Source organism: Vibrio sp. V08_P9A1T1, from assembly GCF_963874405.1.
Classification (GTDB): domain Bacteria; phylum Pseudomonadota; class Gammaproteobacteria; order Enterobacterales; family Vibrionaceae; genus Vibrio; species Vibrio anguillarum.
In genome coordinates this window covers 1-14,340 of record NZ_CAWNIB010000307.1, presented here as the reverse complement: position 1 = coordinate 14,340, position 14,340 = coordinate 1, and the positions used below count along the sequence as shown (strand labels likewise).

Here is a 14,340-nt window from a genome sequence, read left to right as displayed (position 1 = left end):
CTCTGCATGGTAGTGGCTTAATTCGCTAAATAGGATCGGTTCAACCTTATTGATTAACAAGCGGCAGAACTTTCGTCCCTCTTCCAACGTACTCACCTCGACAATAGAGCCAACTTGGTAGTGCTTTTCGCTCTCATCACGAATGGTGATCACTTTCTTTTTCGCCAAAATATCCGCTTCAAAACGAGCGAAAAAAGTCATTTCTGTTGGAGCTGTCATCGCATTTTCTCTTTATTATTTAAACCACAAGTTACCATTTACAACACAGGTTACTATTTACAACACAAGTTACGACGCCATCTTACCGTGACACTGACCCTTTGTCGTCGATAGCTGCTTCACCAATTCACAGTTTTGGCCGATGATGATCGCAAAGCCTTATCTAAATATTGCATTTCCCAGCGACTTCGTTAATTATTTGTATATTCAAATAAAACTCATCATGCCCATGTCAAGCTCACCACTTTATAGACAAATAAAACAATTTATTTTAGATAACATTGAATCCGGACACTGGCCTGTCGGCCAACGCATAAGCACCGAGCTAGAACTGACTGAGCAATTTAATGTGAGTCGGATGACGGTGAATAAAGCGATACGGGATCTGGTAGCTGATGGAAAACTGCAACGCCGACCAAGGCTAGGTACTTTTGTTTGCGCTGTAGAAGACAAAGCGGAATCACCGCTACTTGATATTCGTAATATTGCTGACGAGGTCGCTAGCCGAGGGAAGCAATATCGCAGTAAAGTCTTAAAGCAACTTGCGTTAACAGCAGATGAAAGTGTCGCTATCAAACTCGGCGTCATGCTAGGATCTTCTGTTTTTTATAGTGAAATCATTCACTTTGCTAATGACACTCCGATACAACTGGAAGTGCGCTGGGTCAATAGCCGCTACGCGCCCCACTATCTTGAACAAAACTTCTCGTTCATGACGCCCAATCAATATCTTTCACAAAACTGCCCATTAAGTGCCATTGAGCACACTGTTGAAGCCATTATTGCCGATCATCACATCAAACAATTGTTGCAGTTGGCCGTCAATGAACCCTGTTTACTACTTAATCGCCGCACTTGGAGTGGCGATAAGTTAGTCAGCTCTGCACTGCTTTATCACCCGGGCTCTAAATACAAATTAACCTCTAAAGTGATGCTCGATTAACGCTAAACATTTCAACATTCGATCACACTTTTGCAACATTCATCTTGCACCGCCTGCGCTTTTGTCTTATTTATTTGTATATACATTTAAATCAGCAGCGCACTAAGCGATAACGGTGACAATAAAGATGGATCTAATACTGACCAACGCGCGTATCGTCAGCATGGAACAAGGAGAGCTTGGCTATCAGCCTAGCTCTCCTAAAACTGTGGTGATAAAAGCGGGCAAAATTGACGCCTACTTTGATAGCCACATTCCCATCGCCGCCGCGCCAGAACACAAAGTCATAGATTGCCAAGGCAAGCTTATCACTCCGGGGTTGATAGATTGCCATACTCACCTTATCTATGCCGGTAACCGCGCCAATGAGTTTGAAATGCGCTTGCAAGGTGTTCCCTACCCAGCGATCGCCAAGCAAGGCGGCGGTATTTTATCAACCGTCCACGCCACCCGCACCGCATCCATTGACCAATTGGTTGAGTTGGCACTACCAAGGTTAGAGGGGTTGCTGCGTTCCGGTGTCACATCCGTTGAGATCAAATCGGGCTACGGTTTAACGCTCCATGATGAGATAAAAATGCTCAAAGCGGCTAAGCACCTTGAGGATCATCGCCGCATTAAAGTCGTCACAACACTGCTCGCCGCTCACGCCATTCCACCAGAATATCAACACCGATCAGACGATTATGTTGAGCATATTTGTCAGGAAATCATCCCTCTGGTGGCCGAACAAAAACTCGCTTCGAGCGTCGATGTGTTTTGTGAATCGATTGGTTTTACGCTGGCACAAACAGAAAAAGTGTTCCAAGCCGCAATTGCGCATGGGCTGCAAGTGAAAGGTCATACCGAGCAATTATCAAACCTAGGGGGAAGCGCTTTAACCGCCCATTACCAAGGTTTGTCTGCCGATCATATCGAATATTTAGATGAGCAAGGTGTGTTTGCACTCGCCCGTTCCAATACCGTGGCAACCTTGCTGCCCGGTGCTTTTTATTTCTTACGTGAAACCCAACGCCCACCGATTGATTTACTGCGTCAGCATCATATTCCAATGGCCATCGCAAGTGATTTCAACCCCGGTACATCGCCGTTTGCTGACCTCACTCTTATTATGAATATGGCGTGCACACTGTTTGGCTTAACCCCCCAAGAAGCCTTACGAGGTGTGACTCAACATGCTGCGCAAGCGTTAGGTTTTGCTGATTCTCGCGGCAAAATTGCCACTGGCTACGATGCCGACCTCGCCATTTGGAATATTAGCCACCCAGCCGATTTAAGTTATCAAGTAGGCGTACCGCGTTTGCATGCACGCGTAGTTGACGGAGCATTTACCTATGAATAACCCTACCTTTAGCAACACTCAGCACAGCTTCGAGTGGCAAGGCCGTCACGATGCCGAAGATGGCGAGTTAGGTACACGCGTTCACCATCAAACTCAACGTTGCACCGTCAGTACTCTACCCATTCAACAAAGCCAAGATGAGAAAGCCATTGCCATTATCGGTTTTGAATGCGATGCAGGGGTGGCCCGCAACAAAGGGCGCATTGGCGCAAAACAGGCTCCCGATGCCATTCGCCAAGCGCTGGCCAACATGGCTTGGCATAAGCACTCTCGCTTTTTTGACCTGGGCAATATTCGCTGTATTGATGATGAACTTGAGCTGGCTCAGCAACAGTGCGCTGATGCGATTGCCCATACGCTTAAACAAACGCCCGTTATCGTACTGGGTGGCGGTCATGAAGTCGCTTGGGCCACGTTTCAAGGCGCAGCGCAATATCTGAGTCAACAAGCCATCAGCCAACCACGAATTGGGATCATCAATTTTGACGCACATTTCGATTTACGTGCTTTTGAGTCAGAGATCGCTTCGGTGCGACCTAGCTCCGGCACTCCCTTTAATCAAATTCATCAATGGTGCGAGCAAAACCAATGGCCATTTCATTACGCTTGCTTAGGTGTGAGCCGAGCAAGTAATACGACTGCACTGTTTCAACGAGCCGATGAACTGGGCGTTTGGTATATGCAAGATAATCAGTTTTCAGCACTGAGCCCGATTGATCATCTGCGTGAACTGCAGCACTTCATTGACCAGTGTGACTATCTCTATTTAACGATTGACTTAGATGTCTTTCCAGCTGCAACGGCGCCGGGAGTCAGCGCCCCAGCAGCACGTGGTGTAAGTTATGAAGCGCTTGCCCCTTATTTTGACAAAATTTTCTACCACAAAAATAAGCTGTTAATTGCCGACATTGCCGAATACAACCCGCAATTTGACCAAGACAATCAAACCGCTCGTCTCGCAGCAAGGTTGTGTTGGGATATCGCCAATGCCATGACAGACGATTAATCGCTACACCTCACTTAACCCGATACTGGCACCATAACAACAATAGCGCCACATTGTGAAACACAAGGAGTCTCAACATGACGCAACCCCATACTCAAGAGCAACGTCTTGATACCACGCGCACCATTCGCGCCCCTCGCGGCACAACACTTCGAGCCAAATCGTGGTTAACCGAAGCGCCACTGCGCATGCTCATGAACAACCTTGACCCAGACGTTGCAGAGCACCCACATGCACTTGTGGTGTATGGTGGCATTGGCCGCGCGGCCCGAAATTGGCCGTGCTTTGATAAAATTGTTGAAGTGCTTGAACGCCTTGAAGAGGATCAAACGCTCTTGGTTCAATCAGGCAAACCTGTCGGTGTTTTCCCGACGCACAAAAATGCACCACGTGTGCTAATTGCCAACTCAAACCTTGTACCACATTGGGCCAACTGGGAGCACTTTAATGAGCTCGATAAGCAAGGTTTGATGATGTACGGTCAAATGACGGCTGGCTCATGGATCTACATCGGCTCACAAGGCATTGTACAAGGTACTTACGAAACCTTCGTCGCCATCGCTAAACAGCATTTTGCTGGTAGCGCAAAAGGCCGCTGGGTGTTGACTGGCGGCTTAGGTGGCATGGGCGGCGCTCAGCCATTAGCGGCAACCATGGCTGGGTTTTCCATGATTGCGGTCGAGTGTGATGAATCGCGCATCGACTACCGCTTACGCACTGGTTATGTCGATAAAAAAGCCACCAGTTTAGATGAAGCCTTGGCGATGATCGATAGCTCGGAGACACCGATTTCTGTCGGTTTGTTAGGTAATGCCGCCGATATTTTTCCACAGCTAGTTGAGCGTAATATCACCCCCGATGTGGTGACAGACCAAACCTCGGCCCATGACCCACTCAATGGTTATCTACCCTTAAATTGGAGCATGGAACACGCCGCTCAAATGCGCACTCAAGATGAAAGCCAAGTGGTCAAGGCGGCCAAAGCATCGATGGCGGTCCAAGTTCAAGCGATGTTAACGCTGCAAAAACGCGGCGCTGCCACACTCGACTACGGCAACAATATCCGCCAAATGGCTCTCGAAGAAGGAGTGGCAAACGCTTTTGACTTCCCGGGATTCGTGCCAGCCTACATTCGCCCACTATTTTGTGAGGGGATTGGACCTTTTCGCTGGGTCGCCCTGTCTGGCGATCCCGAAGACATTTATAAAACCGACCAAAAAGTGAAAGAGTTAATCCCTGATAACCCCCATCTACATAACTGGCTAGACATGGCGCGCGAACGCATTCAATTCCAAGGCCTACCAGCTCGCATCTGTTGGGTGGGTTTGAAAGATCGCGAACGTTTAGGCCAAGCCTTTAACGCAATGGTGAAAAGTGGCGAGTTAAAAGCGCCAGTCGTGATTGGTCGCGACCATTTAGATTCCGGCTCGGTAGCAAGCCCAAACCGGGAAACTGAAGGTATGCTAGATGGCTCAGACGCTGTTTCCGATTGGCCGCTGCTCAACGCACTGCTCAATACAGCCGGTGGCGCAACTTGGGTGTCACTCCACCACGGCGGTGGCGTAGGTATGGGCTTTTCTCAGCACTCTGGCATGGTGATCTGCTGCGATGGTTCAGATGACGCAGCGCAACGCATTGCGCGTGTTTTACATAACGACCCAGCCACAGGTGTCATGCGCCATGCTGATGCAGGTTATGACATTGCGAAACGCTGTGCTAAAGAACAAAAGCTCGACCTGCCAATGCTCAACCATGAACTCGCGCAACTGAAGTAAGGACAAAAAAACATGTTAAATCTTGTTATTAAACCGGGCCAATTGAGCTTAAAAGCACTGCGTCAAGTAAGCCGAAAGCCGGTCACCGTATCACTCGACTCCAGCGCGATAGCGGGTATTGAAGCAAGCACACAAGTCGTTGAACAAGTGATTGCCGAAAATCGTACTGTTTATGGTATCAATACGGGGTTTGGCCTACTTGCCAATACTAAAATTGCCCCTGAAGATTTAGAAACCTTGCAGCGCAGCATCGTGCTTTCACACGCTGCGGGTATTGGTAAATTCATGGCGGATGAAACCGTTCGCTTGATGATGGTACTCAAAATTAATAGTCTTTCTCGTGGGTATTCTGGTATTCGACTTGAGGTGATCAACGCCTTGATGGCGTTAGTTAATCACCAAGTCTCCCCCTGTGTTCCACAAAAGGGATCGGTTGGCGCATCGGGTGATTTAGCGCCTTTAGCACACATGAGTACGGTGCTGCTCGGCGAAGGGCAAGCTCGCCACAACGGCGAAATTATCTCTGGGCTGGACGCGTTGAAAATCGCAGGGCTAACTCCTATTACTTTAGCGCCAAAAGAGGGGCTCGCGCTACTCAATGGCACACAAGCCTCTACCGCATTTGCCCTAGAGGGGTTATTTGCCGCAGAAGACTTATTTGCCTCCGCCATTGTGTGTGGTTCAATGTCGGTCGAAGCGGCGCTGGGCAGTCGCCGCCCGTTTGATCCGCGCATTCATCGCGTTCGCGGCCATCGCGCGCAAATGGATGCCGCCAGCGCTTATCGCCATGTACTTGACAGCCGCAGCGAGATTGGTGAATCCCACACCGCATGTGAAAAAGTGCAAGATCCGTATTCACTGCGTTGCCAACCACAAGTGATGGGCGCGTGCTTACAGCAAATTCGCAATTCGGCTGAAACACTAGAAGTGGAAGCCAATGCCGTTTCCGACAACCCTCTGGTGTTTGCAGACGATGGCGACATCATCTCTGGCGGCAATTTCCACGCAGAGCCCGTCGCAATGGCAGCGGATAATTTGGCGCTAGCGATTGCCGAAATCGGCAGTTTGTCAGAACGACGCATGGCACTCTTGATTGACAGCGCGCTCAGCAAGCTTCCGCCATTTTTAGTGGACAACGGTGGCGTTAACTCTGGCTTTATGATTGCGCAAGTGACGGCGGCAGCGCTAGCCAGTGAAAATAAAACGCTCGCCCATCCGGCTTCGGTTGACAGCTTACCCACTTCAGCCAACCAAGAAGATCACGTGTCGATGGCAACGTTTGCTGGTCGTCGTCTGCGTGATATGAGCGAAAACACGCGTGGTATTTTAGCGGTCGAGTATCTTTCTGCCGCGCAGGGGCTCGATTTCAGAGCGCCCAATAAATCCTCCGCATTAGTCGAAGAAGCAAAACAAATCCTGCGTAAAAAAGTTTCGTTTTACGATAAGGATCGCTACTTCTCGCCAGATATTGAACAAGCTAATACCTTGCTAGAGCTGGCGGTACATAACTCGCTCATGCCGGAAAATCTTCTCCCTAGCTTATAATGTTACGCTATTGAGCCTCGCTCTCTGTGAGGCTCTTTTTACTGATTGGACCATTCATCGAGTGGAGTTGACTTATAATCGCGTCAGTTTTGGCTATACAGCGTACATTATGTCTCTTACATCTTATTTCTCTCATCAAGATCAAAAATTCCAGTTCACTCGCCAACAAGCGAGTCACTTTGCTAAAAAAGTGGCGGGAGATTTCAACCCAATCCACGACGAAGACAGCAAGCGTTTCTGTGTTCCGGGCGATTTGCTCTTTGCAGTATTGCTGCAAAAAGAAGGCATTAGCCAAAAGATGCGTTTTGATTTTTCAGGCATGGTCAGCGATGGCATTGCACTGCACATTGAAAATAAGTGTATGAAAGAGAGCGCTCTTGTCGATACTGCCGGCAAAGAGTATCTACACATGAGCCGTGAAGGCCAAGTAAGCCACAACACCGCATTTATCGAACACGTTGTGACGAACTATGTGCAGTTTTCTGGTATGAACTTCCCGCACATCATGGTGCCATTGATGGAAGAAGCGCAAATGATGATTAACTGCCAGCGCCCATTAGTCATCTATGAAAGCATGGAAGTGGAATTTGAACGTTTAGACCTCACTTCACCTGAAGTTGAGTTTTCTGGTGCGACGTTTGATGTTGACGGTAAACGTGGCATTGTCACGCTTAACTTTGCCTTTAAAGAAAACGGTCAAATCGTAGGGAAAGGGGTAAAGCGCATGGTAGCCAGTGGCCTGAAACCTTATGACCAAGAAGCAGTCGATGACTTAGTTAATCGCTTCAATGAACGTAAAGAGATGTTTTTAGCTCAATTTTCAAAAGCAGCCTAACCGTATTCTTTTCACTATGGCTTGGGCTCTTTTGCCCATTATCTATAACCATATTTGTTGTATAGAACCATATTTGTTGTATAGAACCATGTTCGTTGTATAGATTGCAGCCCCGCTATTCTTGCGGGGCTTTTGATTTCGGATGCCTTACAACATTCAACTATATCCAGCGCCTGACACGCTGCTTGTAATCGACATACTCTTCGCCAAAACGCGCTTCCAGCACTCGCTCTTCTGGATAAATCTGAAAACGATTCATAAACCACACAAATAAAAATGCGACCACGAGGCTCAACCCATTGTGTTGCCAATAAGCCACGCCAAACAACAGGAAAAAGAGCCCCAGATACATCGGATTACGCGAATAACGGTAGATACCGCTATCCACAATACACGATGTCGTTTCTGGTTTGGTTGGATTGACCGTGGTTTTCTTGCGGCGAAATTCGTAAATCCCCAGTAAACCAACGATGCCAGATAAAACAAAGCAAATCGCAAAGACCACTCGAGGCAGAGGTAAAGCGAGGCTTGCAAACTCAAAACTGTATGAGATACGATGCATCAACAGTAGCGCCACAATAAATATCGCCACTGGGGGTATTTTCAGTTCAAATTTTTCCATGCTGCTCCACCTGACTGTGCTTCGCTCCAAACCAATATCGACAGTATAGTAAAAAGCCCAGCAAGGTCTGGGCTTAGGGTTTACAACAATGCCAGTAAAGCTTGTAACGGATGCTTTGGTTTTACCTGTTCAAATCGTTTCACTTGACTACGGCAGGAATACCCTGTGATCAAGCAACGCTCTTTGGGCAGTTTTTCTAAACTTGGCTTCCAGCTTAAACCATAAATATCTTTCGACATCTCCAGCTTATCCTTTTCGTGGCCAAAGGTTCCAGCCATGCCACAACAACCAACTGGCACCGTTTTTAACTGAGAACCAAAATGGCTAAATATCGCACCCCACTCTTTTTCTGCATTCGGTAGTTTGGTCTTTTCCGTGCAATGAGCAAACAGATACCAAGGCGCGTCACTGTGGTTTTGGTGATGGTTAAACTCCGACAAACGTGGCAACAGCCACTCATGAACGGTCAACACATCAAACTCACCGCGCTTATCGCCAAGAATTTCGTTGTACTCATCACGGTAGCAAAGCACTAACGCTGGATCGACACCGACCATTGGAATATTGAGATCAGCCACTTGTGACAAAAACGCAGCGGTGTTTTTCGCGGTAGTTGTGAATTGCTTTAAAAATCCTTTGATATGCTGCGCTTTACCATTGGGTTTGAATGGCAACAGTATCGGATTTTTGCCTAATTTGATCAGCAATTGCACGAAATCTTCAACCACCTCAGCATCGTAATAACTGGTGAATGGGTCTTGAACGATAATCACATGTTCAGCGCGATCTTGCTGTGACAGCCCAGCGAGGCGCTGCATATCGAATTTCACCACTTGGCCTGCGACACGCTTTGCCAACGTCGGTACCGAAAGCAAGGGCGCATCAACGTAACCAACGGTTGAAGCGGTGAGGCTTTGTACCCATTTCTGAGCCAATACCCCGTTCACCACTTGCGGAGCCTTTGCCATGACCGGCAAAAGCGTTTCAATATTCGCGACGAGATAATCCTTAGCCGGACGCTGATAACGTGAGTAGTAGATATTTAAAAAACGAGAGCGAAAACTCGGCACATCCACTTTGATTGGACATTGGCTAGCACACGCTTTACACGCCAAGCAGCCGTTCATCGCTTCATACACTTCATGTGAAAAATCGTACTCGCGCGATTTATTGAAAGAGTTACGCACGCGATCAATCATGGTTTTGATGGTTGGGTTTGACTCCAACACTTGTTTCTCTAGGTCGAGAATATCCACACCCTGCTCGGTAAGTTGGCGTAACCATTCACGCACCAAACCGGCACGACCTTTCGGTGAGTGACGACGATCCGCCGTGACTTTCATCGACGGGCACATCGGCGAACTGGTGTCATAGTTAAAGCATAAACCGTTACCATTACACTCCATCGCCTGTTTGAAACTGTCACGGACCTTCACATCGATTTGACGATCAAAATAGCCGCGTTTGGTGTCCGTGACTTTGACCAATTCAAAATTGGTCTCAAGTGGCGTACATATTTTGCCGGGGTTCATTTTATTGTGCGGGTCAAAGGCGGCTTTAACGCGTCGTAATTCAGTAAATAGCTCCTCACCAAAAAACGCGGGGCCATATTCGGAGCGATAACCTTTGCCATGTTCGCCCCACATTAAACCGCCATATTTTGCCACCAGCTTGACTACCTCATCAGACACTTCATGCATCAGAAGCTCTTGCTGTGGGTCACACAAATCCAAAGCAGGACGCACATGCAGCACGCCGGCATCCACGTGGCCAAACATGCCATAACTGAGCTGTTTGCCATCCAGCAAGGTACGGAATTCGCTAATAAAATCAGCCAAGTGGTGAGGAGGAACACAAGTATCTTCAGCAAAAGCAACGGGTTTAGCCTTGCCTTTAGCCGCCCCTAATAACCCCACCGCTTTTTTGCGCATGTTGTAAATCAGGTTAATGCTCGCCAAATCACTGCACACTTGATAGCCAATGATGCCCGCTTGTTCTTGCTCAAGCATCTGATCAAGACGCTGCGTCAATGAAGCGACCTGCGCGGCGACCTCTTGCTCGCTTTGGCCTGCGTATTCGACCATGTTGATGCCTTGCATCTCTTTGCCCGGAACATCCGCTAATAACTCGCTGACGCTATGCCAAACAATATCTTGCTTAGCTAAATTTAATACTTTGGAATCGACGGTTTCAACCGATAACGCATTGGCCGCTACCATTAAAGGGGCATTACGCAATGCCGAATCAAAGCTGTTGTACTTCACATTGACTAAGGTGCGAGCTTGGGGGATAGGCGTCAGATTCAAGGTTGCTTCTGTGATGAAGACCAAAGAGCCTTCTGCGCCACAAAGTACCCGAGTGAGATTAAAGTGATCACGTTCTTCATCAAGCGCATTTTTAAGATCGTAGCCCGTCAGAAAGCGGTTAAGAGGTGGAAATTTCGCCACAATTTGTTCGCGCTTGCCACGGCATACCGCTTCGGTCACTTGCAAAGCGTTTGCAGCAAAAGTACCACTTTCAGGCAAGCCTAATGAGAGATCCGATTCAAGTACCGAGCCATCGGCAAAAACGGCTTGCAGAGACAAGACATGATCCGACGTTTTGCCATATTTTAAAGAGCCCTGCCCTGATGCATCGGTATTGATCATACCACCAAGTGTGGCTCGGTTACTGGTCGAAAGATCCGGCGAGAAAAAATAACCTAATGGTCTGACCGCATCATTTAATTGGTCTTTCACCACGCCAGCTTGTACTCTTACCCAACCTTCATCAGCATTAATTTCAAGCACTTGGTTCATGTGACGAGATAAATCAACCACAATACCTTTGGTCAACGACTGGCCATTGGTACCAGTGCCACCACCGCGCGGTGAAAAAGTGACTCTCTCAAACTCTGGTTTTGAGCTAATCTTACCAATAAGTGCTACGTCATGAGTTGATTTGGGATGCACAACGGCTTGAGGCAATTGCTGATAGACACTGTTATCAGTCGCAACAGCAAGTCGGCTAGAGTATTGTGATTCGATATCGCCGCTAAACCCCTCGTTTTCGAGTTGTTGTAAAAAGCTCAAAACGACGGGATCGACGTCCGTTTGGTGATGAAGTCTTGGTAACATTTGCTTCCTGCCCCTACTGCGCTGATCCAATCAGCTGTGGGTTAATGGTTATTTTGATATTAATCTTTGAATTTCGTCACTTTACAACATTTAAAAAGGTGATCAAATCAGAATCTCAATGCAAGAATGAATCTCTCTAAAAAGTCATCAGTACGACATTTTTCCTGTACACAACATTTTAGCTATATATAGTTAATTAACGCTTTATGCTTTATATATTGATATAGAGAGTTAAATACCGCTTTTAAACTGCAATGCACATTACGGATATCAGAATGAAAAAAAACAAGATTGTTACCACTGAAGATATTTTGCTTAAGCTTTGTCAATCAGTGTCAGGAGTGCTCAGTTCTGCAACGGCGACCAACATTGCTTACTCAGCGATGGTACAAAAAATCAACAAAACGTCACTAAAGCCAGATTTCGGCTGTTTCGTTTTGTTTGATGGTGGCTTCTCTGGGCTCGTTGTTATCAACTTTACGGCCAAGGCTGCGCTGGAAATTTACACCAGTTATATGCGCAACATGGGAATGCCAGAAGAAGAGCTGGCCGTGCTGCACACTTCTGACGAGGTGGGCGATGTACTGGGCGAATTGATGAATCAACTCGTAGGCGACTTCACAAATAAAATCCGCAAAGAACTGCAAACCAACATTACCCAAAACCAACCGAAGATGCTGTCACTCAACAAACAGGTAATTTTGTCGGTGGATACTAATTTAGATCGTCCACAAGCACGCCGAGTTACCTTCTCGACAGAAAGTAATAATATTTTCTATCTTGAACTGGCAATGGATAAAACCGAATTCATCCAACTTGAAGAGTTTGAAGTTCAAGAAGATGAAAGCCCTGATTCAATTTTAGAAGCGACTCAGCAAAAGCTGTCTGCCAAAGCAAAAAACGACAAGCAAAACAACAGTGATGATGATTTGACTACAGACCTATTGGATGAACTTGGTATTTAAACCACCAACCTCCTCTCGACTCGCTGCCTGATTTTGGGCAGCGATTCTCCACTTCGCTTTCACTTCCCGCATAAAACCGCTAAAATGTCGGACTTTTCTGAAGTTGTAGAATTGTATTTGCGAATTAATGGATAAACAGAAAGCTCTAAAGAAGATCGCTAAATGTCTTGAACTTGGTAATTCCGCGAATGTGAATGAAGCGGCCAATGCCATCAAGATGGCGCATAGCCTGATGCTGAAGTATGGGCTTGATAAAGATGACATCGAATTTATCAAGATGGGCAAAACCCAATCAACCCATTTACTACCCGCATCGATCACCTCATCACTACTGCGAGTGATCCGCGGTATCAATACTAAGTTTGGTGTAGAAGCGGTGCTACTCAATCATAAAGGACTCAAACGTGTTGAGTTTATTGGTGAGGCCGATCGCGCTATTTTTGCCGCATTCGCTTTTGATATCATTTACCGAGAAATGAACGAGCACACAGGCCAATTTCGAAATAGTTTCGCGGGTAGTGGAACTTCCAGCATGGAAGTCACACGGCGCGTCAATTCATTCGTTTCGGGTTGGATTGAAGGGGCATTAGAGAAGCTTCCAGTGATCACCGCCGATGATGAATCCAATAACAAAATCAATAATTACATTGATAAAGAGTTTCAAAATATTGACCGTGAAACCTTCAAGCAGCAGCTGCGTGATGCCATGAAAAATATTACCGCGGATTACGAAACTGGGTTAAAAAAAGGCCGTAAAGTATCTGTAAACCGACCGATTGATGGCGCACCTGCTCCAAAACGTCTTAGATAACCATTAATGCGCTATTCTGCTCTGTGCATTCGATAGAAATGCGCTACTATTTGAACAGAAATTAGCCCCACAAAACATGGTGAAAATTTGAGAGTTGTCCTTAGTTTGTGCCTGTTTTTCTCCTCATTAGTACTGGCTTCTCCTGTTGCTGAGCTAACTGCCCAAGCTCAGCAACAAAACTCAAATGCACAATATCAATTGGCGCTGGCTTATCAGCAAGGGGACAAAGTTGCTGTTAACCTAAACAATGCGTTTTATTGGTTTCAGCAAGCGGCGCAGAATGGACACCCCTTAGCCAAATCTAGGCTAGCCAATCTCTATTTAAAGGGACAAGGAACCCAAAAAGACATCCCTCAAGCTCTATTTTGGCTGACAGACTTAGCCACTAGCGGCGATGTGAATGCTCAATTACAACTCGCTAGAACATACGAAACACTCCCTTCGCCACCCTCAGCGTTAGAATTGTCAGAAATGTGGTATCGCATTGCGGCAAGTAAGAGTAGCCAAGCCGAAGAGGGTTATGCCCGTGTATTGCAAGAAAAATTCAATCAACAACGTGCAAAGCAAGTCTCCTCCATCAGCCAATTAGACAGCGCTTTTGACAGCAGCGATGAAGCTGACATGGTGGTCAGCACTGCACCCGTTGATCGCAACTCGGCAAGCCCTATCATGACGGATTACTTATCTCTGTTGTTGCTGATGTTACTCCTTTTGATGCTTATCTATCTTTTCCGCTTCTGGAGCCGAAAACGTAAGACCCAACAACACGATAAAAATAGTCAACACCAGCAAGAAATCGAATCGCAAGCCTTTATGATCAAGCAGCAAAAAAGGCAGCTTGAAAGCTTATTCAAAGAGATCAAAAGACTGCAAAACAATCATGTTGCTCAATCTCAGGATCAAAAATTACTATTAGCCTGTGCATTATTTGGCTTTAAACTCAGTGAACTTCCCGATGAAAAAAGCATCAAGCTTCGCTACAAGCAACTGTGCAAAATATACCACCCAGATCTTCAAGGCTCACAAGAAGAAATGAAACGACTCAATGGTGCGTTAAAAATCATCCTACCTCACGTTAAGTAAATGTTATTTTTAATGCGAAATATTACCGCTCGCGATTAAAACACTCGCTAAAGATAGACAACGCAATCGATCTCCATC

12 protein-coding genes are annotated in these 14,340 nt (G+C 46.7%); 9 read left to right on the top strand and 3 right to left on the bottom strand.

The genetic code is table 11. The features are described from left to right. Positions 1 to 219: ASCH domain-containing protein (locus AACT21_RS15960; protein WP_141195227.1), on the bottom strand; the 219-nt coding region annotated here is incomplete at its 3' end. Between the two features lie 229 nt (positions 220 to 448). On the opposite strand from AACT21_RS15960, the gene hutC reads away from it, so the two are divergent. The 6 genes from hutC to AACT21_RS15930 all read left to right on the top strand — a co-directional run bounded on the left by hutC (position 449) and on the right by AACT21_RS15930 (position 7,665). Next, positions 449 to 1,162: a histidine utilization repressor gene (gene hutC, locus AACT21_RS15955; protein ID WP_094163257.1), complete on the top strand. Its 714-nt coding sequence runs from the start codon at positions 449 to 451 to the stop codon at positions 1,160 to 1,162. A 127-nt stretch (positions 1,163 to 1,289) separates the two neighbouring features. Continuing rightward, positions 1,290 to 2,504 (top strand): imidazolonepropionase, encoded by a 1,215-nt coding sequence (gene hutI / locus AACT21_RS15950; protein WP_094163255.1) that lies wholly within the window; start codon positions 1,290 to 1,292, stop codon positions 2,502 to 2,504. Further along, positions 2,497 to 3,510, top strand: coding sequence for a formimidoylglutamase (hutG, locus tag AACT21_RS15945; protein WP_094163253.1), 1,014 nt, complete (start codon positions 2,497 to 2,499; stop codon positions 3,508 to 3,510). The genes hutI and hutG overlap by 8 nt, the downstream gene beginning before the upstream one ends. Before the next feature lie 77 nt (positions 3,511 to 3,587). Next, entirely contained in the window at positions 3,588 to 5,285 is a 1,698-nt protein-coding gene (hutU, locus tag AACT21_RS15940) for a urocanate hydratase (RefSeq protein WP_094163251.1), read from the top strand. A gap of 12 nt (positions 5,286 to 5,297) precedes the next feature. Then, positions 5,298 to 6,830, top strand: coding sequence for a histidine ammonia-lyase (gene hutH / locus AACT21_RS15935; protein WP_094163249.1), 1,533 nt, complete (start codon positions 5,298 to 5,300; stop codon positions 6,828 to 6,830). Positions 6,831 to 6,939: 109 nt separating this feature from the next. Beyond that, positions 6,940 to 7,665 (top strand): DUF3581 domain-containing protein, encoded by a 726-nt coding sequence (locus tag AACT21_RS15930; protein ID WP_026027168.1) that lies wholly within the window; start codon positions 6,940 to 6,942, stop codon positions 7,663 to 7,665. A 160-nt stretch (positions 7,666 to 7,825) separates the two neighbouring features. Here the strand turns inward: AACT21_RS15930 and AACT21_RS15925 are convergent, their stop codons facing one another. Both AACT21_RS15925 and ydiJ read right to left on the bottom strand, forming a co-directional pair. Beyond that, complete coding sequence (locus AACT21_RS15925; protein ID WP_013856601.1) at positions 7,826 to 8,317, bottom strand: methyltransferase family protein; 492 nt, start codon at positions 8,315 to 8,317, stop codon at positions 7,826 to 7,828. 50 nt (positions 8,318 to 8,367) lie between these two features. Then, the gene (gene ydiJ / locus AACT21_RS15920; RefSeq protein WP_176430155.1) at positions 8,368 to 11,403 is read right to left on the bottom strand and encodes a D-2-hydroxyglutarate dehydrogenase YdiJ; all 3,036 of its coding nucleotides are present in this window, start codon (positions 11,401 to 11,403) and stop codon (positions 8,368 to 8,370) included. Between the two features lie 275 nt (positions 11,404 to 11,678). Between ydiJ and AACT21_RS15915 the strand changes: the two genes are divergently transcribed. From AACT21_RS15915 to AACT21_RS15905, 3 genes are all read left to right on the top strand, one after another. Then, positions 11,679 to 12,368: a DUF3334 family protein gene (locus AACT21_RS15915; protein ID WP_026028133.1), complete on the top strand. Its 690-nt coding sequence runs from the start codon at positions 11,679 to 11,681 to the stop codon at positions 12,366 to 12,368. 127 nt (positions 12,369 to 12,495) lie between these two features. Beyond that, positions 12,496 to 13,179 (top strand): DUF2786 domain-containing protein, encoded by a 684-nt coding sequence (locus AACT21_RS15910; protein ID WP_017042255.1) that lies wholly within the window; start codon positions 12,496 to 12,498, stop codon positions 13,177 to 13,179. Between the two features lie 105 nt (positions 13,180 to 13,284). After that, entirely contained in the window at positions 13,285 to 14,262 is a 978-nt protein-coding gene (locus tag AACT21_RS15905; protein ID WP_094163240.1) for a tetratricopeptide repeat protein, read from the top strand. Positions 14,263 to 14,340 lie beyond the last annotated feature (78 nt).